The sequence below is a fragment of the Aquabacterium lacunae genome, from assembly GCF_004310865.1.
GTDB lineage: Bacteria > Pseudomonadota > Gammaproteobacteria > Burkholderiales > Burkholderiaceae_C > Aquabacterium > Aquabacterium lacunae.
In genome coordinates, this window is the sequence record NZ_SIXI01000007.1 from 155,055 (window position 1) to 177,344 (window position 22,290).

Genomic DNA, 22,290 nt, shown 5'->3' on the forward strand with positions numbered 1-22,290 from the left:
GACCCTTTCTTTTCCGGTTTTCGGTACACACCAGGGCCCTTCATGAGCGACACCTCTCCCGATCAGCAGCCAGTTCCACCTGCATCCGCAGCAGACACCGGCTACGGCGAAGGCTCCATCCAGATCCTGGAAGGCCTGGAGGCGGTGCGCAAGCGCCCGGGCATGTACATCGGTGACACGTCCGACGGCACGGGCCTGCACCACCTGGTGTTCGAGGTGGTCGACAACTCGATCGACGAAGCCCTGGCCGGCCACTGCGACGACATCGTCGTGACCATCCACACCGACAACTCCATCAGCGTGGTCGACAACGGCCGCGGCATCCCGACCGGGGTGAAGATGGACGACAAGCACGAGCCCAAGCGCTCGGCCGCTGAAATCGCCCTGACCGAGCTGCACGCCGGTGGCAAGTTCAACCAGAACAGCTACAAGGTGTCAGGCGGCCTGCACGGCGTGGGCGTGAGCTGCGTGAACGGCCTCTCCAAGTGGCTGCGCCTGACGGTGCGCCGTGATGGCAAGGTGCACTTCATCGAGTTCAAGCAGGGCATCCCGCAAGACCGCGTGCTGGAAATGCGCGACGGGGTCGAGGTCAGCCCCATGAAGATCATTGGCGACACCGACAAGCGCGGCACCGAGGTGCACTTCCTGCCCGACGTCGAGATCTTCAAAGAGAACAACGAGTACCACTACGAGATCCTGGCCAAGCGCCTGCGTGAACTCAGCTTCCTGAACAACGGCGTCAAGATCCGCCTGATCGACGAGCGCAACAACAAGGAAGACAACTTCGCCTACGCCGGTGGCGTCAAGGGCTTCGTCGAGTTCATCAACAAGGGCAAAAACACCCTGCACCCCAACATCTTCCACGCCACGGGCGACAAGATGTCGGAGCAGAACACCAACATCGGCGTGGAAGTGTCGATGCAGTGGAACGAGAGCTTCAACGAGTCGGTCCTCTGCTTCACCAACAACATCCCGCAGCGTGACGGCGGCACCCACCTGACCGGCCTGCGCGCCGCGATGACCCGCGTCATCAACAAGTACATCGAAGACAACGAGCTGGCCAAGAAGGCCAAGGTCGACATCGCCGGTGACGACATGCGCGAAGGCCTGGCCTGCGTGGTGTCGGTGAAGGTGCCCGAGCCCAAGTTCAGCAGCCAGACGAAAGACAAGCTGGTGTCCAGCGAAGTGCGCGGCCCGGTGGAAGAAATCGTGGCCAGCAAGCTGACCGACTGGCTGCTCGAGAACCCGACCGACGCCAAGATCATCTGCGGCAAGATCGTGGAAGCCGCCCGCGCGCGTGAAGCCGCCCGCAAGGCCCGCGAAATGACGCGCCGCAAGGGCGTGCTCGACGGCCTGGGCCTGCCCGGCAAACTGGCCGACTGCCAGGAAAAAGACCCGGCGCTGTGCGAGATCTACATCGTGGAGGGTGACTCCGCAGGCGGTTCGGCCAAGCAGGGCCGCGACCGGAAGTTCCAGGCCATCCTGCCGCTGCGCGGCAAGATCCTGAACGTCGAGAAAGCCCGCTACGAGAAGCTGCTGACCAGCAACGAAATCCTCACGCTGATCACGGCGCTGGGCACGGGCATCGGGCGAGGCGCCGGCAACGACGACTTCAACCCCGACAAGCTGCGCTACCACCGCATCATCATCATGACCGACGCGGACGTGGACGGCGCCCACATCCGCACCCTGCTGCTGACCTTCTTCTTCCGCCAGATGCCGGAGCTGGTCGAGCGCGGCCACATCTACATCGCGCAACCGCCGCTGTACAAGGTCAAGCACGGCAAACAAGAGCAGTACCTGAAAGACGCCCACGCGCTGGACGACTACCTGACCCGCGTGGCGCTGGATGGCGCCGTGGTCGAACCCGGCCAGGGCAAGCCCGCCATCACCGGCGAGCAGCTCAGCGAACTGGCCGCGGCCTACGTGAAGGCCAACAGCGTGGTCGAGCGCCTGGGCAACTGGATGGACATCGAGGCCCTGCGCGCCATTGCGAACGGCCTGACCCTGAACCTGGACAGCCTGGAAGCTGCCGAACAAAGCGCCGTGGCCTTGAAGGCCGCGCTGCACAATGCCGAAGTCACGGCCGAGTTCGACGCCCGCACCGACAAGCACATCCTGCGCATCAGCCGCATCTTCCACGGCAACACCAAGTACAGCATCCTCACGCCCGACTTTGTGCATGGGGCCGACTACGAAGCCCTGGCCACGGCCGGCATCACCTTCAAGGGCCTGCTGACCGAAGAGGCCGTGGTGCGCCGTGGTGAAGGCGAGAAGGCCAAGGAAGCCAAGGTGGCCGATTTCCGCGCCGCCATGGCCTGGTTGATCACCCAGGCTGAAAACAGCGTGGGCCGCCAGCGCTACAAGGGCCTGGGCGAAATGAACCCCGAGCAGCTGTGGGAGACCACGATGGACCCGAACGTGCGCCGCCTGCTGCGCGTGCAGATCGAAGACGCCATCGAAGCCGACCGCGTGTTCACCATGCTGATGGGTGACGAGGTGGAGCCACGCCGGGACTTCATCGAGAGCAATGCGTTGAGGGCGACGAACATTGACGCGTGATGCTGTCGGATGACACGACAAGTGAAAACTGTGCCAAGTTGGTGAAAAACTGCTGACACAGATAGTGAAAGGCTCCGACAAGTTCGGAACATGGAAACGCCCGGTTCGCCCGGGCGTTTTTGCTGGTGAGCGGAGTCTGTAAGCGGCCTCAGCAGAACTGGAACGACCTGCCCTGAATGGGCCGATGGCTGCCCAACTTTAGTTCCCACTCCTGGTTGTTCTAGGCTGACCGTTACCGATGCCAGCGTCTAGGATGCTCGCAAGCACTGTGGAATTCAATGCCGTGCAGAGTCGGTACGAATGTGTCTCTGCGCATTGCATCAAGTCCGACATGGCGCGGCTCAGAATTGACTTCGCTCCGACTCTTTGGCGATACGGACGTGGCAAGTTAACTCGGCTGAAAGCGAGCCATTACGAGTTATCGTTGGGCTTGTAAAGCTACCGTGGCTAAACGCTACTCGTAGAATGCGAATGAATCCGCCGAGGAAGTTCATCTCGCGCGGCAGAACGGGATGGGACCGGACTTTAGCCGTGGCACGTAAACGACATGAATCATTCAGAAAAGATAGCAGCGGACAAAACGTCGCTTGGTTTTGAATTCCAAGATTTCGTTTACATCGAAAAGCTGATCGAACTCAGACCGGGACAAACGTTAGGCCTTGAGCTCCACGACGACATCCATGTAGAAACTGTGGCAGAGGATGCATCGATCAAAGAACTTCTGCTCATACAGGTGAAGCACTCAGTTGATCCCGGCAACGTCACCGACCGAGACATTGACCTTTGGAAGACCATTTACAACTGGCTCAAGCTAGTTCCAGGTCTGCCGCCTTGCCAGACACTGACATTCCAGCTTTACACCAACAAGAGTCTCAATAACCAAAAGTTTGTGAGTTTGTTGAAAGCCCCGCGCGAGAACATTCAAGCGATCCTTGATCACATAAGAACGACGGATAAAGAAATTTCCGAAGTGGAATCGAAAAAGAGGGTTGATGAATCCCCTAATCCACTTGCGAAATACGTTAACTATGTCTCACAGTCCACCGATGAAGAGCTCGAATTTGTATTTAAACGATTTGAGTTTCACCCCAATAATGCCTCCATCATCACAAAAATCTCTTCCGAACTGAGACGGCTATCGATCCCACCATCACGCATAGAAGACACCAGGAAACATGTCATCGGCGCATTTAAGGAATCGAAATTCTCAAAAATAATAGAAGGCAAAAAGGTTGTCATCACGTTTGATGATTTCCACACTGAAATGGGCTTTGACAGAATAGTGAGATCCGCTCGAGCTGAACCGGCTGACTTCGACAGATTCGTGGATATCTACTACAGCTATCAACGGCCGGATGAACTCTCCTTTAGTACAAGCAATTTTCATCACCAGCTCAAAGATATTGGCATTAGCGATGATGAAATCGTTGACCGGGGAGTTGAAATGATGTTGGCAGAGCAGTTTATGGAATCGCTCCGGGATGCTGGCTCATTCAGTGCGACTGAGAACACTAGACTGGAAAATAGAGCTTTTTCAGACTGGCAACTGCTACACAACCAATCGCACCGAAATACAAAAGAAGATGATGAGGCCGCGCATCAGCAAGCATCACAGGGTTGCTATGACCAAACGATGCGCAGTCCCTTGAAGGCAGGTGATATAGAGCTTCCGAGAAATTTGAGTTGTGGAAAGTACATCAAGTTATCCAACCTTCCGCGCATTGGGTGGCGAAAAAACTGGCAAAGTAGGTTTAAAAAATGAATCGCGTGTCCCAAAACGAATTAATCGGCACGGTCGCGATCCAAAGCGCGTTAGTAAACTCAGATGGGAGAAGTTTGACCCTGGCCAAAGCGATGCTGATCTTGCCCTTGGTTTTTGATAGAGCCGTGCGCTCAGTCCTGAAAAGAAAGACCAGTGTCGTGTTGAGCAGTAAGGATCTCCTCATTTCCAACCCAGCTGCGTATATCACCGTACGTGCACGATACGAGGACCTGACTGTTACTTCCCTAAACACCATAATTCTCGCCCAGGAACTAGGGATGGTGTCACTGGAGGACGGTTGCCTTGTGCTAAAGAATCAGATATTTCCTGATAGCCCCGATATTGGGAAAATCGCATCAGATATTTTTGCAGCAGGCCCCAAGCTCGGGCTCATCCTCCGTGAATCCACCGAGGACCTATATCAAACTTTCAGGATTGAGTTATGAGTAAAATTCAGATTTCAAGTGTTATCCTTTGGCAAAAAAATGGTATCAAACGGACGCTTGATTTTCTGCAAAATCGGGTGAATGTCATCACAGGCGATTCAGGCAAAGGTAAGTCATCAATTCTATACATTATTGATTACTGCTTGTTGGCAAGTGAAACAACTGGTATATCGAAGACAAACATTGACTCAAAAGTGGACTGGTATGGGATAAAAATATCCGTAGATGGCAAGGAAATTGCCATCGCGCGTCCTTCCGAAGGCAACGGTGCGACTGACCAGGCGTATTTCAGCGAGGATGGCATCATCCCGCCTTTGCCCGTACTAAATGTGCGAATCGATAATCTCAAAAAGGTTCTGAGCGGTGCATTTGGCATCGATACCGAATTGCGGGTTCCTTACGGCGGTAAATATATACAGGCAGGATCGAAGGTTTCTTTCCGAAACTTCCTCGCATATAGCTATCAAGACCAAAGTGCCATCGTTGCGCCAGACCACCTTTACATCCGTCCGACTGTGGGCCGCTATCAGGAAGCTATTGAACGCACGTTTCGAATGGCCATCGGGGCTGAAAATGTGGACACGGCACTGTCACGAAGTCGGCTTGCTGAACTGGAACGCAAGAAAGCCATTCAGGCTAGAAAAAATGATTCGTACGCTAGATCTGTAAATGCCTTTGCCGAGGAGGTAGCAGAGCTGACGAGCGAGGCCCATTCTTTGGGTGTGATTGAACGCATTCCGGAATCTTATGAAGACAGAATAGTGGCACTCCGCGAATTGGTTCAAGCACCGACAATCCCAAACGATCACAAGCAGGAGGTTGAGCGGATCGAAAGTGAAATATTCAGGTTGACAGCAAAAAATCGTCAGTTGCAGGCGTTCATCGACGGCAAGCCAGCATACTCTAGTGCGTTGAAGGATACAGAGGACGCCCTTAAGCCCGTCAACGTATTCAATTCGCAGTCTGAGAATATATTTCCATCCAGGCTCGCCAACGAAGTCATTGCCCGTTTACAGCGCGAGCTCTCTGAAATAAAATCGGCATTGCGTAGTCGCAAGAGTTTTCCGTTCCTTGACGAAGTAAAAGACATTCATACACAGAACGAAAATAAGATTCAAACTCTTAGAGAAGAGTTGGCCTCAATGGAGACAAGGCGGCCTATTCGATACAATCCTAACGTTTACTATAGATATTTAGGGCGACTTGAAGCGAAGCTCGATGTTTACCGTCAAGATGAGGCCCCACTAGTTCAGGCCACAAAGGACGACCTCGACGATTCGATTGCCGACCTTCAAAGAATAGTCGGTCAGAACGAGGAAAAGAGCGATTTAACGAAGCAGGAACTGAATCGTTTGATTAACAAGCGACTCGTAAAACTACCTCTGAAGGGCTATAACAATTTCTCTGCTTTCTTTAGTGAAAAAGAGAAATTGATACACCTGCATTCCCCTGATTTTGCTACGGTAGAAAAAATGCCGGACGTGGGAAGTGCATCAAACTACCTCTATCTCCACGTTTCATATTTTCTTGCAATACATGAGATCGCCAAGACAAGGCAAATCCCATGGGTTCCGTCTTTCTTGGTGCTCGACCAAGTCAGCACGCCCTACTTTGCAAGTGACGGCAAGCCCAACGATGACATTCGTAGCTTGGACAAAGTTTTAATGGAATTAAACCAGTTCGTGATTGACATGGACAAACACGGTGGATTTCAGATCATATTGTTAGAACATATCGGCAAGGAACACTGGACGTCGTTGAACTTGGACAGGTTCCATCTTGTCGATAGGGAGCTCCGCGACAGTTATGGACTAATTCTCGAGGGTGCAGGCGATATTTCCCCTGCTTAGTCGCGGCCTGAGGCCTTGCAAGGCTTACCTATAAGGGTGTCGTGTTGGGTGGGACTTTACCGAGCTTGTTCAAGAGATCTCTGGGTGGCTAGCGACTTGTCGCCTAGCTATCTTCCAAAACTAAGCTCAAACACGTATTTTAGCGAAATGCAGCGAGGCCGGCGAATATGATTCCAACAATCGCGAGGCTATTGATTTGTCGACTTTCCTTTTTCTCCCCAAGGATTTCGCTGACAAAATGTTCGCAGTTATTATCAAAGAGCCGGTAGGCCGGAGGGCGGCTTAGCGACGATTGGATTCGCTGGAAGATCTCCCATTGCTTGCTCCGATCCGTTGTCCGTACCACCTTGATAGGCCTGCCTTGGGAAAACGCTTCAAGTGTATCGATACGCGGCCCCCCCTGGCCATGGTGGACAACTTGTCCATTGGGCAAGAAGACACCTGCGTGTTCGCCGATGCCTGACAGTTTGGGCCTTGTGATCTCACAGATCACCCCTGGATTGATGAACGTCATTTGGTTTTACTTTCCTGCATTGAGAAGCCAAACCAGAGCTGCTACAACACCCGCTCCGATCAGCAGGTTCTTCAGTTCTTGCTTGGCCTTTTCTTCCTTCACATCAGCCGTACGCTTGAACTGTTGGAGCAGAGCGTGCTGATATGCGCTGGGGACAAGTACACCCCTCTCCCACTTGCTCACTGTCATGGAATGAGCGTCAAACAGTTGTCCGAACTCTGCTTGTGAAAGCCCGAGAGACTTGCGAAGTGCGGCGATTTGTTCCTTGTCCATTAGAAGATTATAAGCCAAAAGGTAAGCCTACGCTTAATCATCGGCGCAGTACTTGTAGCTCATGGACTGAGCTGTGCTGGGCAAGCAATCGGATTGACGGGGCGATTCACCCTGCAGCTTGTTTGTCGTAACGTACCTCCAAACCATCTCGGGAGATGCCACCATGGCCATCACCACCCTCAGCAGCCGTGAGTTCAACCAAGACGCCAGCAAGGCCAGGAAAGCCGCGCAACACGGCCCCGTGTTCATCACGGACCGCGGGCGTCCGGCGCACGTCTTGCTGACCATCGAGCAGTACCACGCGCTCACGGGGGTACACACCAGCATCGTTGACTTGCTAGCCCAACCCGATGCGGCGTTTGATTTTGAAGCGCCCAAGGCTTCCAGCTTGTGAATCGCCCCAGCTTGCCTGGACACCCTGGAGTTGCTTGACGTCCGCCAAACCAGCTCGCATCAGCAGGCGGCAGGTACCCCACGCCACTCAAAGCGGCTCAAAGCCCGCCAGTTCGGGGCACACCACCGAGACGAACACGAAGTCCTGAGCCCCGGTGTTCAGCAGGCCATGCACCGCCCCGGTGGGCGCGATGGCGATGTCTCCGGCCGAGATCGTCACCGTCTGGCCCGAGGCATCGACCTGGTACTCGCCAGTGCCCGAGATCACCGTCCAGGTGTCCTGCCCTTCCGGGTGCACATGCGGGTGGATGCGCTGCCCTGGCTTGACCGTCCATGCGACGACCACCGCGTCACCTGTTTGATGCACCACCGAGCGAATGGGTTCGCCATCGCTGGGCTGGAGGTGATCGGCCACTCGGAAAACGCGTTGAGACATGGGGCTGCTCCAAGGATGTGGTGCAGTGCGTGCAAGCTCAATGCCAACCCTTCAACGCAGGCGCGTGCGTTAGAGTCAACTTCCTTTTGGCTTTGCACAGGAGACACACCGATGTTCAGTCACATCATGGTGGGCACCAACGACATCGAGCGTTCGAAGCGCTTTTACGACGCGGTGCTGGCCGTGCTGGGTGCCCCGGCGGGCATGCCCAACCAGAACGCCACGGGCCACACCCGCATCTTCTACCGCCATGAGGGCAACACCTTCAGCGTGGTCGAGCCCATCAATGGCGAGCCGGCCACCGTGGCCAATGGCGCCACGATCGGCTTCAAGTGCGCGTCGCCCGAGCAGGTGCGTGCCTTCCACGACACGGCCGTGGCCCACGGTGGCACCTCCATCGAAGAGCCGCCTGGGCTGCGTGAGGGCGCGCTGGGCGCCATGTACCTGGCCTATGTCCGTGACCCGGACGGCCACAAGCTGTGCGCCCTGCACCGAGTGAAGTCAGGCGGCTGAGCGAGTGGGCACGGGGCGTGAGACCCTTGTGCCAGTCAGCGTGTCAGCCTTTCAGGCCACCGAGCAGCCCGCCCAGCACGCTGGCCACATCCACGCCACCGCCTTGCGGTAACTGGCCAGTGGGGGTGAGCTTGTCCACCACCTGAGGCAGGAACTCGGCCAGCTTGGCCGAGGCTTCCTGCGGTGAAAAGCCCAGGCTCTGGGCGATGGCGGCCACCTGCTGGTTGCCCAGCACGGCCTGGATCTGCTCGCCCGAGATCGGCAGGTTCTGGCCGGTGCCCACCCAAGAGGCCACCACACCGCCCAGGCCTTGTTGTTCAAAGGCCTGCACCAGCCCCTGCAGGCCCCCAGGGTGGTTGTTGATCAGGCCACCGACAGCCTGCATGAATCCGCCCACGCCTTCATTGCCCTGGGTGAGTTGGCCCAGCACCTGGCCGGCGATCGAGTCGAAAAGTCCCATGGTGTTCCCTTTCATCACTGTGATGCCGCCACACGATACGCGCGCGCATGGGCTTTGGCGACTGTTCGGTTGAGGGTGCCCACTTGGGCGAGGCCCTCAGCCGCTCACCAGCCCCTGGTAGGCGCGTGCCAGCTTCTGGTCGTACTTGTTCACCTTGTATGCGGGGCCGTTGTAGCCCTCTGCGAAGCTGGCCCAGTCTTTGGCGCGCAGCCATTCGGTCAGGGTGCGGCCTCTCAGGCGTCGGCGGTCGATGAAGCGGCCGAAGGCTTCCAGCTGTTCGGCTTCCGATGCCTGCATGCTGTGAACGAAGGCATGCACATCGGCATAGCCTAGCCACTCGGCGTTCTGTCCCATCACTTGGAACAGCCCCCACGAGGCCGATCGCAGGGCCGCGCTGTCGTGGATCTGGCGAGCTCGCGCCAGGCGGGCATGTTCGCCCAGTCCGCCCACGTAGTGGCTGCGTGTCCAACGGGGGTAGACGATGTCGGGGTGCGCGGCACTCAAGGTTTGCGGGTTCAGGCCGGCCTTGGCCAGCTCCTGCCAGAACACATGGCCTTCAAACAGGATTTTGGGTTGGTCGCCCAGGAAGCCCGAGCCTGCGGCTTCCACGGCATACACGGCCCGCACAGCGGCCGGTTCCAGTTGTCGCCCTTGCGCAAACCGGTCGATGTCGGCTTGCGAAAGCCATTTGCTGGCCACCTGGGCCACGGTTTGCGGTTGACATGCGAACAGGGCGGTCCATGTCTTGGGTCCTGCCACCCCGTCGACCACCAGGCCCTGGCTGCGCTGAAAGGCCTTGAGTGCTTCCAGGGTGGCGTCGTTGAACTGGCCGTTCGCCGTGATGGGGTGTCCCGCGCTGGCCAGGTAGGCTTGCAGCAGGTGCACGTCGCTGTGCGGAGAGATTCCCTTTTTGACGGTGGGCATGTCAGGCATGAGGCACCCCTTTGTGTGTGCTTCATTTGTACAGGCCGGCATGCCGACATGCCAGTGTTCTCAGGGCAAGGCCCCTAAGCCTAGGGGCCTCTGTCGTTCGGTGGTTCAGCCCAGCCGCCCGCTGGCCAGCACGCCCGCCACATTGCGTTCGGCCAGGGCCGTGATGGTCACGAAGGGGTTCACGCCCACGCTGCCCGGGATCAGGCTGCTGTCGTTCACGTACAGGCCCGGGCAGCCTTTGAGCTGGCCGATGAGGTCGGTGGCACGGCCCAGCAGGCAGCCGCCCAGCGGGTGGTAGGTGAAATCATCGGCAAAGGCCCGGCCACCGCCGAACAGGTCGGTGCGGTAGCGGGTGCCCTCTTGGGTGTTGATGACATCGAGCAGGGCTTTGAGGGTGGCCACGCTGGTGGCGTTCTGCTCGCGGCGCCAGTCGAGCGCCACCTGCCCGGTGCTGGCGTTGTAGCGGAAGGTGGCGCGTTCGGGGTTGCGTGTCACGCCCAGGTACATGCTCACCCAGTTCTCGATGCCGGTCGGCAGGGGCGTGATCTCGACAAAGGCCGGCCGCGTGGGGTGAGCCCAGTCGTCAATGCCCATGAAGGGCATGGTGCTCTGCAAGGTGCCGGTGGGCAGCCACACGGGGTTGGTGCGAGCGGCCATCACGTTGCCGTTGTGGCCCCAGCCCCGGCCCACTTCATCGCTCAGTTGCGGCAGGTCACCGCTGTCCCGTGCCTTGACCAGCAGCTCGCTGGTGCCCACGCTGCCGGCGCACATGAACAGGGTGCCGCAGCGCACTTGCACCTCGGCCAGCACGGTGCCGTGTTCGTCGATCTGTCGCACGTCGAGCAGGTAATCACCTGTGGCTTCGCGCCGAATGCGCAGCACCTGGTGCAGGCTGTACAGGCTGACCCGGCCCGTGGCCATGGCATCGGCCAGGTAGGTCTTGTCCAGGCTGCGCTTGCCGTGGTTGTTGCCGTAGATCACCTCCTGGGCCAGGGCCGAGCGCGGTTGCTGGCTGGCTTCTTCGCGCTGCAGCCAGGCCGTGTCGTACACGGTGGGCACGAAGGTGGTCTTGAAGCCCGAGCGATGCGCGGCGTCGCGGGCCACGCGGGCATACCGCTGGCTGCGCGCGGTTTCGAACCAGCTGGCACTGACCACTTCCACCCCCAGGGTGCGATTGGCCAGCGGGAACCAGCGGCTGTACATCTCGTCGGCGTTCACCTCGGGCAGCACGGTTTCGAAGTAGCTGCGCTTGGGGGTGACCGCCATGCTGCCGTTGACCAGCGAGCCACCGCCCACGCCACGCCCCAGGTACACGCTGATGCCGGGGTAGTTGATGCGGTCGAGCACACCCGCATAGCGCGGGATCTTGCGGTTGATCACGTCCAGGCCCAGGAAGGTCTGCAGTGGCGCTTCGGTGCGGTCCTTGAACCACATGGCCCGGCCGTCGGGGGACAGGGTCTTGCAGAAGATGCGACCGTCGGCCGCGGGCTGCGACCACAGGCGGCCCATCTCCAGCATCACCACGGGCACCCCGGCTTCGGCCAGGCGCAGGGCCGTCACGGCAGCGCCATAGCCCGAGCCCACCACCACGGCGGGCACACGGCCCAGTTGCCCCAGGGGCCGCGCGGGTGTCACTGCACCGGGGTCCAGCCGGGTGCTGCCGTCGGCGGCACGGGCGGTGGCGGTGAAGGTGGACAGGCCCGCCAGTGCGGCCGACTGCAGCAGCGCGGTTCCCAGAAAACGGCGACGGGAATGTGAAGCGGACATGGCATCTACAAAAAGGAAGTGATCACTTCCATTGCATCCGGCATCTGCCATGCGCGCCATTCGGATTTGCGTGCTTCGGGCAGACCCCACCGCTCAAAGGCGGGGTGTGGGCCTGGGGGGCTCAGTCGGCCACGCGGTAGGTTTCGAGGTGGATGCTGGTTTCCGTGCTGCTGATGCCCTTGATCAGGCGGATGCGTTCGAGCACCTGCGACAGGCCGGCCAGGTGCTCGGCGCGCAACTCGGCCAGCAGGTCCCAACGGCCGTTGGTGTCGTGCAGCGCGGCCACGCCGGGCTCGCCCAGCAGCTTGGCGATCACGGTGCGCATGTCGTTGCCTTCCACGGCGATGCTCATCCAGGCCCGGATCTCCTGTGGTCGGCTGTCGGGCCGCAGCCGCACTGTGTAGCCCGTGATCACGCCGCTGTCTTCCAGCTTGCGGATGCGGTTGGTGACGGTGCCGCGTGACACGCCCAGCTTGTCGGCCAGGGTGGCCACGCTCAGGCGCGCGTCTTGCCGCAGCAGGGCGATCAGGTCATGGTCGAGCGGGTCCATGGGCGGTGGGGGCAAGGGCCGGTTGTGGCAGGGCGGCGGCTGAGCCTTTTGTCAGTGTGACCTGTCATTGTGGCAATGCGTTGCCGAAACTGAAGCACTTTTGCCCATTTGCTTTGCCGCCCCACCCTGCCACACTGGGGGCACGGAAGGAGGGCTTGCCATGCTGCACCACCGAGTTCCCACCCGCTTTCTCAGCGTGGACGACGTGGCCACCCTGGTGCGTCGCCAGGGCCTGGTCACCACCTTGCAGGGCCTGATGGCCTGCCTTCAGGCCGATTTCCTGCGCTGGGGGGCCTTCGACAAATGCCCCCGCCTGGCCAGCCACACCGCCGAGGGCGTGATCGAGCTGATGCCCATTTCCGACGGGCGAACCTACAGCTTCAAGTACGTGAACGGCCACCCCCACAACGGCCGCCTGGGCCTGCCCACCGTGATGGCTTTCGGGGTGCTGGCCGACGTGCACACCGGCACGCCCCAGCTGCTCAGCGAGCTCACCTTGACCACGGCCTTGCGCACCGCCGCCACCTCGGTGCTGGCGGCCCGGGTGCTGGCCCGCCCCGACAGCGCCGTGATGGCCCTGATCGGCAACGGCGCACAGAGCGAGTTCCAGGCCCTGGCCTTTCACCACCTGATGGGCATCCACACCCTGCGGCTGTTCGATGTGGACCCCTCGGCCACGGCCCGCCTGGTCAGCCACCTGGCCGACCGCGGCCTGCGTTGCGTGGTGTGCCACAGCGCCGAAGAGGCCGCACAGGGTGCCGACATCGTGACCACCGCCACGGCCGACAAGCGCAACGCCACCATCGTGCACGACACCATGTTGCGCCCGGGCATGCACCTCAATGCCGTGGGTGGCGACTGCCCCGGCAAGACCGAGCTGGCACCCGGCGTGCTGCAGGCCGCCAGCGTGTTCGTGGAATACGAGCCGCAGACCCGTGTGGAAGGCGATGTGCAGCAGATGCCACCTGATTTCCCGGTGACCGAGTTGTGGCAGGTGCTGGCCGGGCTTGCGCCGGGCCGCACGACCGCCGACCAGGTCACGGTGTTCGATTCGGTGGGCTTTGCGCTGGAAGATTTTTCGGCCCTGCGCTACCTGCACGATGCCGCACAAAGGCTGGACCTGGGCCAGGCGCTGCCCCTGATCCCGGCCATGGTCGACCCCCGCAACCTGTACGGTGTGCTGAGCCGAACCCCGTCGCGGGCAGCCATCAGCCCTGTGGAGCATGTGTCATGAGTGGGAACGCACAGGTGCAGGGCCCCCAGGGCGTCAGCCTGATCGGCGCCCCCACCGACGTGGGTGCCAGCTGCATCGGTGCGCGCATGGGCCCCAGTGCCTTGCGGGTGGCCGGGCTGGCGCAGGCCATCGCGCGGTTCGGCCTGCCCGTGCATGACCTGGGTGACCTGCATGGCCCTGACAACCCCGCGCAGCCGGCCATCGACGGCCACCGCCACCTGGCCGAAGTGGCCCGGTGGAACGCCATGCTGCACGAGGCCACCCTGGGCGAGCTGCGCCGAGGCCGCCTGCCCATCGTGCTGGGGGGCGATCACTGCCTGGCCATGGGCTCGGTCAGTGCGGTGGCGCGGCATTGCCGCGAACAGGGCAAGCCGTTGCGCGTGCTGTGGCTCGATGCCCATGCCGACTTCAACACCGCCGCCCTCACCCCCTCGGGCAACTTGCACGGCATGCCCATGGCCTGCCTGTGTGGCCATGGGCCCGAGGTGCTCACGCAACTGGGTGGGCAGGTGCCTGCGCTGCACCCGGGGCAGATCCGCCAGATCGGCATCCGCAGCGTGGACGAAGGCGAAAAGCGCTTCGTGCACACCCTGGGCATTGAGGTGTACGACATGCGCTTCATCGACGAAATGGGCATGCGCCACACCATGCAGCAGGCCCTCGAGGGCCTGGGCGCTGACACGCACCTTCACGTCAGCCTCGACGTCGACTTCCTCGACCCCGACATCGCGCCCGGCGTGGGCACCACGGTGCGCGGTGGGCCCAACTACCGCGAGGCCCAGCTGTGCATGGAGATGATCGCCGACACCGGCCGCCTCGGCTCGCTCGATGTGGTCGAGCTGAACCCGGCGCTCGATGTGCGCAACCAGACCGCCGAACTGGCCGTTGACCTGATCGAAAGCCTGTTCGGCAAGAGCACCCTGATGCGCCGGGGCTGAGCCATGCAGCACGACCTGCTGTCGGCCTTCATTGTGCTGCTCATCGTGACCGACCCGCTGGGCAACGTGCCTGTGGTGCTGAGCCTGCTCAAGGGCGTGCCCCGCGCGCGCCGCCTGTGGGTGATCACCCGTGAATACCTGATCGCCACGGGCCTGCTGCTGCTGTTCATGGTGGCCGGTGAGCGCTTGCTCCGGGCCATGCGCCTGAGCGAAGTGTCGCTGGAGATCTCGGGCGGGGTGATCCTGTTCCTGATCGCCCTGGGCATGGTGTTTCCCGGCATGGGGGTGAACATGGCCCAACGCGCGGCGCCGTCCGAGCCTGGCAGCGAGGCGCCCGCCGAGCCCCTGCTGGTGCCCCTGGCCACGCCCTTGATCGCTGGCCCATCGGCCCTGGCCACGGTGGTGCTGCTGGCCTCGCGCCAGCCAGAACAGGCCAGCGCCTGGGGGGCGGCCATCGTGCTGGCCATGGGCTGTGGCTGGTGCGTGCTGGCCATGGCCGAGCACCTGTCGCACCGCCTGAACCCGGTGGCCCTGCGCGCCATGGAGCGCTTCATGGGGCTGCTGTTGTCGGCCATGGCGGTGGAAATGCTGACCTCGGGGCTGCGTCGAGCCTTTGGCGTCTGACGCAAAACGTTTCACAAGACGCAATATTTCACCAAGCGGCAACCCTTTGTTTCAGAGGTGATCCCATGAACATGGGATCATTGATTCGTTGGCAGCCCGTTCAACGGCTTTCAGCAAACATCAACCTAACCCTCAGGGAAACCTCACATGATCCGCAAGATTCTGACGGCTGCTGCCGTCGCCGCCGCTGTCGCCTCCCCCTTCGCTGCCCAGGCTGGCACCTTCCAGGGCCCCGTCAATGGCCTGACCATGATGTACAAGGCCGGCCTGAACGAAAGCGCCAACCCCGACACCATCAACCAGTTCAGCCTGTCGGTTCAGGGCGTGACCGGCGGTGCCTGCACCACCGTGTTCGCCCCCGACACCGCTTCGCTGGACGACGTCAAGCTGTTCATCCAGGTGTTCACCGCCGCCAAGACCTCGGGCAAGAGCATGAAGTTCACTTACAGCGACACCACCTGCTCGTTCTCGTTCTTCGGCTTCGCCCCGAACTGATCGACGCGCGCTGCGCTTCGCGAAGACGCCCCCAGCCGGGGGCGTTTTTCATGGTGCATGGCCGTGCACGGGTCCTGGTAAGCAGGTGCAACGCATTCATTCGTGGGGGCATTTGCACGCCCGCACTGGCCTCGGCTGTTCTTAACATGCACCCCACAAACACACACGACGGGGCGGAGAAAGGCATGGCCATGGCACAGACCGGGAAGCAAAGCATGAGGGGGCAGGCGCGTCTGCCCCGGGCTCGGGCCCGCATGGTGGTGGGGGTCAAAGCGGCCTTCATGGGGGCATTGCTGGGTGCGCTCACCGGTGTGCTGACCGGCTGTGGTGGCGGGAAGTCGCCAGAGCCCGCCAGCCAGCCACGCGAAGCCCCCCAACGCGTGCCGCTGGCCGTGATCCTGGCCGACGACGCCAGTGGCTTCACCTGTGCCGAGGGAGCCTTGGTGTGCGTTCAGGTGGAGTCGACGGCTGCCACAGCGCAGGCCCGTGTGCCCATCACCTTCGGGCAGCCCTTCCGTTCGGGTGATTTGGCCCCTGGCACGCCCCTGTATGCCCGAGACAGCACCGGTGGCGTGCCCCTGCAGGTCGATGGGGTGTCCACCCGCGAAGATGGCTCTGTGCGCCTGGCCTTGCTCAGCGCCGAGCTGACCAACCTGCAACGTGGGGAAAAACGCCTGCTGCAGGTGTTTGCGGGCACGCCCCCGGCGGGCACAACCGCCACCACGGCCCAGGCCAACGCCTACACCGTCCCCACCGACGGGCTGGCCGTGCAGGCCACGGTGTACAAGCCGCAACTTTCTCAGGTGGTCTTCGGCAACCGCAACGGCCACACGCCGGGCACACCGTTTCTGGAAGGCGAAGTCATCACGCTGAACCTCACCTTGGGCGAGGTCACGGAAACCTATGCGCTCACGGTCTCGGGCAACCAGGTGGGTGGGGCCTTCACCTCGCTCACGCAGATCGCCTGGGCCTTTCACAACCAGATCAACGCCCGCAGCAATGGGCTGTTCAAGGCCATCAAGGAAGGCGAGAGCTACGAAACCCTGGGCATCACCACCCGCGACCCAGGCCGTGGCGCGTTCACGGCCACCCTGCAAACCGACAGCGCCGCGCCCACGCGTGTGGATGTGCTCAAGCCCTTTGCCGCGCCGCAGCTGTACCAGGCCACCGCGGCCGAGCAGCGCGCTGCGTTGCAGGCGGCACTCAGTCAGAACCTCAAGCCCCACCTGGTGGGCCCTGTGGCCCGCGAACACACCCTGGTGCTGCCCTTGCGCAATGCGCAGGGCCAGGCCCACCCGCAGCTCACGGCCCGCGTGCACACCCGCCTGCTGCAAGGCGGCGCGCGCGTGCGCCACGACCTGGTCATGGAAAACGCCTGGGCCTACAACCCCGAGCCTGGCAACCTGGTCTACAGCCTCCAGGTCCGCCTGGGCCACCAGCTGGTGCTCGACCAGCCCGCCTTCACGCATTACCACCACGCCCGCTGGCACCGCGTGCTGTGGCAGGGCGCTGAGGCCCAGGCCGTGGTGCGCCACCACATGCCCTACACCATGGCCAGCGGCGTGATCTGGCAGTACAACCTCGACCTGAAGATCAGCGAGCGGACGCTGGCCGAAGAGGCCACGCGCCTGGCGGCGGCCAACACGGGCCTGATGCAGCCAGGCTTTCTCGCAGCCTACTTCCCCACCACCGGCGGCCGATGGGAGATTGGCCCTTACCCCCGCTGGACGGCGCTGTACCTGATCACGCAAGACGCCCGGGCCCGCGCCAGCATGCTCACCCATGCCGACCTGGTGGGTGGCGTGCCCATCCACTACCGCGACGCCGTGACCGACCAGCCACTCGACCTCGACCGCCATCCTGGCGTGACCGTGCTGATCGGCAGCAGCGCCCCGGCCGATGCCCTGCCCGCCATGAGCGACGGCAACACTTTGTGGAGCCCCGACATCGCGCACCAGGGCTCGTTCACCTTCGTGCCCTATGTGCTCACTGGCGACGTGTACCACCTCGACGAGCTGATGTTCTGGGCCGCCTGGAACATGAACGGCTACAACCCGGGCTACCGTGGACAAGGCCTGGGCCTGCTTCACCCCGAGCAGGTGCGAGGCCAGGCCTGGGCCCTGCGTGCCTTGGGCGAAACCGCCCGCGCCCTGCCCGACGCCCACCCCATGAAGGCTTATTTTGAAAAGCGCCTGGCCAACAACCTGGCCTGGTACAACGACACCTACAAGCCGGGTGGCCAGGTGTCGCCCCTGGGCGCGCTGGTGAACCCCTACCAGAGCGACACCATCGGCCCCTGGCAGAACGACTTCTTCGGCCTTGTGGTGGCCCAGCTGGTGCAAGACGGCTACAGCCAGGCCCGCCCCATCTTCAACTGGGTCAGCCAGTTCAACGTGGGCCGCTTCATGCAAGAGAAAGACGCGGGTTACTGCGTGGCCAAGGCGCCGGCGTACTACGTCACCATTGCCAAGACGGTGGACGGCAAAAAAGTGCCCATCGACAACTGGCGCGAGCTGTTCCAGACCAACTGGCCCGGCGTGGTGTGTGACCCCAGCCTGCCGCTGGACCCGTCCAGCTACCCGGGCAGTTCATTGGGCTATGCGGCCAATGCCCGCGCCATGCTGGCGGCGGCTGCCAACGCGGGCCACCCCGATGCCCTGGCCGTGTACCGCATGTGGGTGGGTCGCACGCCCGGCATCGATGCGGCTTTCTTGAATGACCCGACCTGGGCGGTGGCGCCGCTGCGGCATTGAGCCTGTTCAGCCCGCCCAGGCCTGTTGCTCAAAGCACGCCGCGTTCTTTGAGCAAGGCCAGGGGGGTGGTCTTCCGATCGCGGGCCTGCTTTTGCAGTTCGTACAGGTTGGCATCGACCAGCACCCGGTACCAGAACGCTTGCAGAAAATGGAAGTAAAAGCCGGCCTTGCCGTCCAGGAAACCCATGCCCAGCACGTAGCGGTACAGGAAGTACAGCAACCCACGCAAGCCGCCCGGCAAGCGGCTGTACACATGGGCCTTCACCCACCGCTTCAGACGCGCTGGACCTGAGGGGCGGGGCCCTGCGTCAGCACTGTCACGGGCTTGTTCTGAGGCCACGATGTCATACACCTCGCGCATGGCGTAACCCACGTGCTTGCTGCTCCACCAGCTCAGGTCGTTCAGGTTCTCGTCGGCCAGGTCGCCCTCCAGCACGCGCGTGCAGGCGTTCTGCACCACCACATGCTCGTCCATCCAGCGCTGCTCGACCTCGCCCTGCCCGGTGCGCCAGAGGCGCAAGTTCAACGACGGGTAGAAAAAGCCGTGCTTGATCGGTTGCCCCAAGAACACGATCTTGCGCTTGAGCAGGGCCGCGTTGCAGGGCCCCGGGTTCTGCACGAAGGCTTTGATTGACGCCACCAGTGCGGGCTCTGGGTATTCATCGGCATCCACACGCATCACCCATGGCGTGCTCACGTTGCAGTGGTTCAGCGCCCAGTTGAACTGGGTGGCATGGTTCTTCCAGGGGTTCTGAAAGAAGTCGGCGCCCATCTCACGCGCGATCTGCTCGGTGTCGTCGCTCGAAAAGCTGTCCACCACGCAGATGCGTGCCGCCACCTGCTGCAGTGCACTCAGGCAGCGACGCAGATGGATCGACTCGTTGTGCGTCAGGACGATCGCAGTGATCTCATGCATGGTGTGGGGTGGTGCCGCTGCTGGACTGGGCTGGTGATTGTAGGTGCCGGCTTGGCCGGGTTGGACCGACGTGTACCCTTGGAAACTGGGCCAGGGTGTCATCCTGGCGGGCGCCAGCGCCGTTGAAATGGACATGAACATCCTGACCTTGAGGCGCCATGGGATCGCGCTGTGCCTGCTGGCCGCGGTCGGCCTGGCCACCGCCCACGCACTGGCCCGGCCCCGCGCAACCGAGTTGCACACCGAACAGATCGAAGGCCGTGAGGTGCTGCTGCAGCCCGCGACCACGCCGAACGGCGCACCACCGCAGGCCCTGCTGGTGGTGCTGCATGGCGGGGGTGGCAATGCCCAGCGCCTGAGCCGCGAGCTGAACCTCCGCGGCCTGGCCCGCCAGGGCGTGTGGGTGGCCTACCTGAACGGTTCGCCGGCCGGTCGCCTGCTGCCCGACCGCATGAAGGCCTGGAACGCCGGGCAGGGCTGTTGCGGGCAGCCTCACGACACCCAGGCACCGGATGCCGATGTGGTGCAGCGCACGGTGGCCACCCTGGCCCATCGCTTTCAGGTGCCGGCCGACAAGGTGTTCGCGCTGGGCCATTCCAACGGCGCCATGATGATGCAGACCCTGATGTGCCAGCGCGGTGTGTTTGCGCAGGGCGTGTCGATGGCCGGTGCCCTCATGGCCGATGGCCAGGGCTGCCCTGCGGCCCCGGGGCGCCGCATTTGGGCCGTGCACGGCAGGCAAGACGCCAACGTGCCGCCCGAGGGCGGGCGCGGCACCGAAGGCATCGCCCGGGTGCCGTTTGTGTCAGAGGCCCAGTCGCAAGCGCGTTTTCAGGCGGCAGGGGGCCGTTATGAGGTGCAATGGGTGGACAGCGACCATGCGCTGGACCACCTGGTGCAGGCGCTCGAGCAGGCCGAAGGCCTGCCCTTGGAGCGCTTGCTGGCGAAGCGGTTGGGTTGGAAGCCCTGAGCCTCCTCAGCGACCGCGGGCCACCACCGAGCCATTCAGTGTGGCCGCGACCACCGGCTGGCCCCCCACAACCGAGGCATACAGTGCGGTGTTGCTGAAGCTCACGGTGCGTCCGTCAGCGCCCAGGCTGACGCCACTGCAGGGCGACACCCCCAGGCTCGACAGGCCATCGCCACAGCTGCGGCTCAAGATGCTCTGGCCTTGCCTGGCGCTCACATCCACCCGAGTGACCACGCCGTTGCGCGATGTCACTGCCACGCTGGTGATGCCATCGACGTTGATCAGCGTGAGGTCGGCGGCATACGTGACCGTGCGCACATTGTTGACCGATTTGATGGTGTCGTGCACCGCGGTGAGCGTGCCCAGCTCTGGGCTGCTCAGCGTGCTGCGGGTGCTGTCAAGGGTCACCGTGCCCTGGAAGGTGCTGCTGCCCACCACCGTGCCCTGAAGGCTCACGGTGGTCACCCCATTGGAGGTGCTGAGGGTGATCCCGCAGTTACTGATGCAAAGCCCCATCCCATCGCCGTTGTAGATGGCCGTGGCCGGCTGGCTACCCTGCTGACTGATGCTCAGCAAGGCGCCGTTGCTGAGCTCGATGCTGGCCGTGGTCAAAAAAGCCGTGCTGCTGTAATCCACCGTGCGCACCACGGCGTTCACGCCGTTGCGCATCAGGCTGCTGGTGGTGGTGGCGGGCAGCTCGTTGAACGACCACAAGGCGTTGGTGGCGTCGCCCACCAGGGTGCCTCGAACGGGCTCGGTGGCATCGGTGCCGCCCAGGGTGACGGTCACGGGGTGCGTGCCCCCCACCGGGGTGCTCACCACCACGTCGCAGGCCGAGCTGCATTGGGCGGAAGGCAGGGTGCCGGTCGAGTCGTAGAAGCTGTAGGTGTATTCGGGAGACGTGTTGTAACGGCTGCGCGTGACCACCAGCTCTTGCGTGTCCGTGATGGTGACGTTGTTGACCACACGCTGTGACGAATGGTAGAAGCGGTACTTCACGTCATAGCCCATGTTGCTCTCGACCGTGACTTCGAAGCCTGTGGCCTCAGGTGAGAAGCTGCCGGAGCCGACAGTCACCGAGCCGCTGGCCGAGACCGTCGATGGCGTGACCGGGGCCGGGGGTGTCGGGCCCGACGAACCGCCATCGCCGCCCTCTCCACTGCCGCTGCCGCCTGACACCGCTTCTTGCGCCGTGGCAAAGGCCTGGCTGAACTGACCGGCGTTGCCGCTGCTCAGCACGTCTGCCAGCGGGGTGCCTTGCGCCACCATTTCGGAAATGGCCGCGAGGGCCTGGCCGTATTCGTTGGCGTTGTTGCCCACCACCGGGGCCGTGGCCAGCAGGTCCAGGCCCAGCGGCAGGCTGAGCTGCTGCAGCACCTGGGTCACGGCCTGGCGAACCGCGGTTTCATCCACCTGCGCATTGGCGCCGGCCACCTGCCGCGCTGTGTTCACGGCCAGGGTGGTCAAGGGGGTCACCATGGCCGCGGCCGTGCCGCCCGTGGCATTGACCAGGCTCAGCATCGGGATGTCTGCGGGCAACGTGGTGGGGTTGCCGGTGGCTTCGTCCACGTAGGTGCCGCCCGTGGCCTCCAGCCACACGGGGCCGCTGCCCACGGGCACGGTCAGGCTGTAGCTGCCCTGGGCGTTGGTGCTCACGCAGCTGCCCAGCGCCGGGCCCTTGGCGTTGTTCACCACTTGGAAGGCGCACACCTGCGCGCCTTCCACCGGGCCCTTGACCACCTGGCCTGAAATGGCCGTGCTGGGCCCGCTGCCGCCGCCTCCGCAGGCGCTCAAGGCCGCCGCGGTGGCCAGTGCCGCCCCCATCAGGCTGCGTTGGAAAAAGCCCCCCTGGGCTGAATACTGCTTGAACATGCCAATGCCCCATTCCATTGAATGCTGGC

21 protein-coding genes are annotated in these 22,290 nt (G+C 62.3%); 12 read left to right on the plus strand and 9 right to left on the minus strand.

Features of this window, described 5'->3' with window-relative positions:
- Window positions 1–42 precede the first annotated feature (42 nt).
- The 4 genes from gyrB (at window position 43) to EYS42_RS15430 (ending at window position 6,620) form a co-directional block, all read left to right on the plus strand.
- Complete coding sequence (gyrB, locus tag EYS42_RS15415) at window positions 43–2,562, plus strand: DNA topoisomerase (ATP-hydrolyzing) subunit B (protein WP_130969087.1); 2,520 nt, start codon at window positions 43–45, stop codon at window positions 2,560–2,562.
- A gap of 547 nt (window positions 2,563–3,109) precedes the next feature.
- Window positions 3,110–4,324: a hypothetical protein gene (locus EYS42_RS15420; protein ID WP_130969088.1), complete on the plus strand. Its 1,215-nt coding sequence runs from the start codon at window positions 3,110–3,112 to the stop codon at window positions 4,322–4,324.
- Window positions 4,321–4,770: a three component ABC system middle component gene (locus EYS42_RS15425; RefSeq protein WP_130969089.1), complete on the plus strand. Its 450-nt coding sequence runs from the start codon at window positions 4,321–4,323 to the stop codon at window positions 4,768–4,770. Before EYS42_RS15420 ends, EYS42_RS15425 begins: the two co-directional genes overlap by 4 nt.
- Window positions 4,767–6,620, plus strand: a complete 1,854-nt coding sequence (locus EYS42_RS15430) for a DUF3732 domain-containing protein (RefSeq protein WP_130969090.1) — start codon at window positions 4,767–4,769, stop codon at window positions 6,618–6,620. Before EYS42_RS15425 ends, EYS42_RS15430 begins: the two co-directional genes overlap by 4 nt.
- A 139-nt stretch (window positions 6,621–6,759) precedes the next feature.
- Here EYS42_RS15430 and EYS42_RS15435 read toward each other — a convergent pair whose 3' ends face one another.
- Both EYS42_RS15435 and EYS42_RS15440 read right to left on the minus strand, forming a co-directional pair.
- The gene (locus EYS42_RS15435) at window positions 6,760–7,134 is read right to left on the minus strand and encodes a lecithin retinol acyltransferase family protein (RefSeq protein ID WP_130969091.1); all 375 of its coding nucleotides are present in this window, start codon (window positions 7,132–7,134) and stop codon (window positions 6,760–6,762) included.
- A gap of 6 nt (window positions 7,135–7,140) precedes the next feature.
- Window positions 7,141–7,407, minus strand: a complete 267-nt coding sequence (locus EYS42_RS15440) for a helix-turn-helix domain-containing protein (protein WP_130969092.1) — start codon at window positions 7,405–7,407, stop codon at window positions 7,141–7,143.
- Window positions 7,408–7,570: 163 nt separating this feature from the next.
- On the opposite strand from EYS42_RS15440, the gene EYS42_RS15445 reads away from it, so the two are divergent.
- Window positions 7,571–7,801, plus strand: coding sequence for a type II toxin-antitoxin system Phd/YefM family antitoxin (locus EYS42_RS15445; RefSeq protein WP_130969093.1), 231 nt, complete (start codon window positions 7,571–7,573; stop codon window positions 7,799–7,801).
- Window positions 7,802–7,888: 87 nt separating this feature from the next.
- Here EYS42_RS15445 and EYS42_RS15450 read toward each other — a convergent pair whose 3' ends face one another.
- Window positions 7,889–8,236, minus strand: a complete 348-nt coding sequence (locus EYS42_RS15450; RefSeq protein ID WP_130969094.1) for a cupin domain-containing protein — start codon at window positions 8,234–8,236, stop codon at window positions 7,889–7,891.
- A 111-nt stretch (window positions 8,237–8,347) separates the two neighbouring features.
- Here EYS42_RS15450 and EYS42_RS15455 point away from each other — a divergent pair, with 111 nt between their 5' ends.
- Window positions 8,348–8,749, plus strand: coding sequence for a VOC family protein (locus tag EYS42_RS15455; protein WP_130969095.1), 402 nt, complete (start codon window positions 8,348–8,350; stop codon window positions 8,747–8,749).
- Between the two features lie 43 nt (window positions 8,750–8,792).
- On the opposite strand, the gene EYS42_RS15460 is transcribed toward EYS42_RS15455, so the two are convergent.
- From EYS42_RS15460 to EYS42_RS15475, 4 genes are all read right to left on the minus strand, one after another.
- Window positions 8,793–9,209 carry a YidB family protein gene (locus EYS42_RS15460; RefSeq protein WP_130969096.1) on the minus strand — a complete coding sequence of 139 codons (417 nt, stop codon included), beginning with the start codon at window positions 9,207–9,209 and terminating at the stop codon, window positions 8,793–8,795.
- 96 nt (window positions 9,210–9,305) lie between these two features.
- On the minus strand, window positions 9,306–10,142 hold the full coding sequence (locus tag EYS42_RS15465; RefSeq protein ID WP_245503666.1) for an N-acetylmuramidase domain-containing protein: 837 nt from the start codon (window positions 10,140–10,142) through the stop codon (window positions 9,306–9,308).
- A gap of 105 nt (window positions 10,143–10,247) precedes the next feature.
- Window positions 10,248–11,909 carry a GMC oxidoreductase gene (locus tag EYS42_RS15470; protein WP_130969097.1) on the minus strand — a complete coding sequence of 554 codons (1,662 nt, stop codon included), beginning with the start codon at window positions 11,907–11,909 and terminating at the stop codon, window positions 10,248–10,250.
- A gap of 121 nt (window positions 11,910–12,030) precedes the next feature.
- The gene (locus tag EYS42_RS15475) at window positions 12,031–12,459 is read right to left on the minus strand and encodes an Lrp/AsnC family transcriptional regulator (RefSeq protein ID WP_130969098.1); all 429 of its coding nucleotides are present in this window, start codon (window positions 12,457–12,459) and stop codon (window positions 12,031–12,033) included.
- A gap of 160 nt (window positions 12,460–12,619) precedes the next feature.
- Here EYS42_RS15475 and ocd point away from each other — a divergent pair, with 160 nt between their 5' ends.
- From ocd to EYS42_RS15500, 5 genes are all read left to right on the plus strand, one after another.
- Window positions 12,620–13,693, plus strand: coding sequence for an ornithine cyclodeaminase (gene ocd / locus EYS42_RS15480; protein WP_130969099.1), 1,074 nt, complete (start codon window positions 12,620–12,622; stop codon window positions 13,691–13,693).
- Complete coding sequence (gene rocF / locus EYS42_RS15485; RefSeq protein ID WP_130969100.1) at window positions 13,690–14,631, plus strand: arginase; 942 nt, start codon at window positions 13,690–13,692, stop codon at window positions 14,629–14,631. The genes ocd and rocF overlap by 4 nt, the downstream gene beginning before the upstream one ends.
- A 3-nt stretch (window positions 14,632–14,634) precedes the next feature.
- Entirely contained in the window at window positions 14,635–15,255 is a 621-nt protein-coding gene (locus tag EYS42_RS15490) for a MarC family protein (protein ID WP_130969101.1), read from the plus strand.
- Between the two features lie 147 nt (window positions 15,256–15,402).
- On the plus strand, window positions 15,403–15,750 hold the full coding sequence (locus EYS42_RS15495; RefSeq protein ID WP_130969102.1) for a hypothetical protein: 348 nt from the start codon (window positions 15,403–15,405) through the stop codon (window positions 15,748–15,750).
- 191 nt (window positions 15,751–15,941) lie between these two features.
- A complete protein-coding gene (locus EYS42_RS15500; RefSeq protein WP_130969103.1) occupies window positions 15,942–18,503 on the plus strand; it encodes a hypothetical protein in 2,562 nt (853 codons plus the stop codon).
- Window positions 18,504–18,531: 28 nt separating this feature from the next.
- Here EYS42_RS15500 and EYS42_RS15505 read toward each other — a convergent pair whose 3' ends face one another.
- Window positions 18,532–19,419 carry a glycosyltransferase family 2 protein gene (locus tag EYS42_RS15505; RefSeq protein ID WP_165456824.1) on the minus strand — a complete coding sequence of 296 codons (888 nt, stop codon included), beginning with the start codon at window positions 19,417–19,419 and terminating at the stop codon, window positions 18,532–18,534.
- Between the two features lie 70 nt (window positions 19,420–19,489).
- Here EYS42_RS15505 and EYS42_RS15510 point away from each other — a divergent pair, with 70 nt between their 5' ends.
- A complete protein-coding gene (locus EYS42_RS15510; RefSeq protein ID WP_165456825.1) occupies window positions 19,490–20,389 on the plus strand; it encodes a CE1 family esterase in 900 nt (299 codons plus the stop codon).
- A gap of 6 nt (window positions 20,390–20,395) precedes the next feature.
- On the opposite strand, the gene EYS42_RS15515 is transcribed toward EYS42_RS15510, so the two are convergent.
- Window positions 20,396–22,261, minus strand: a complete 1,866-nt coding sequence (locus EYS42_RS15515) for a hypothetical protein (protein WP_130969106.1) — start codon at window positions 22,259–22,261, stop codon at window positions 20,396–20,398.
- Window positions 22,262–22,290: the final 29 nt, after the last annotated feature.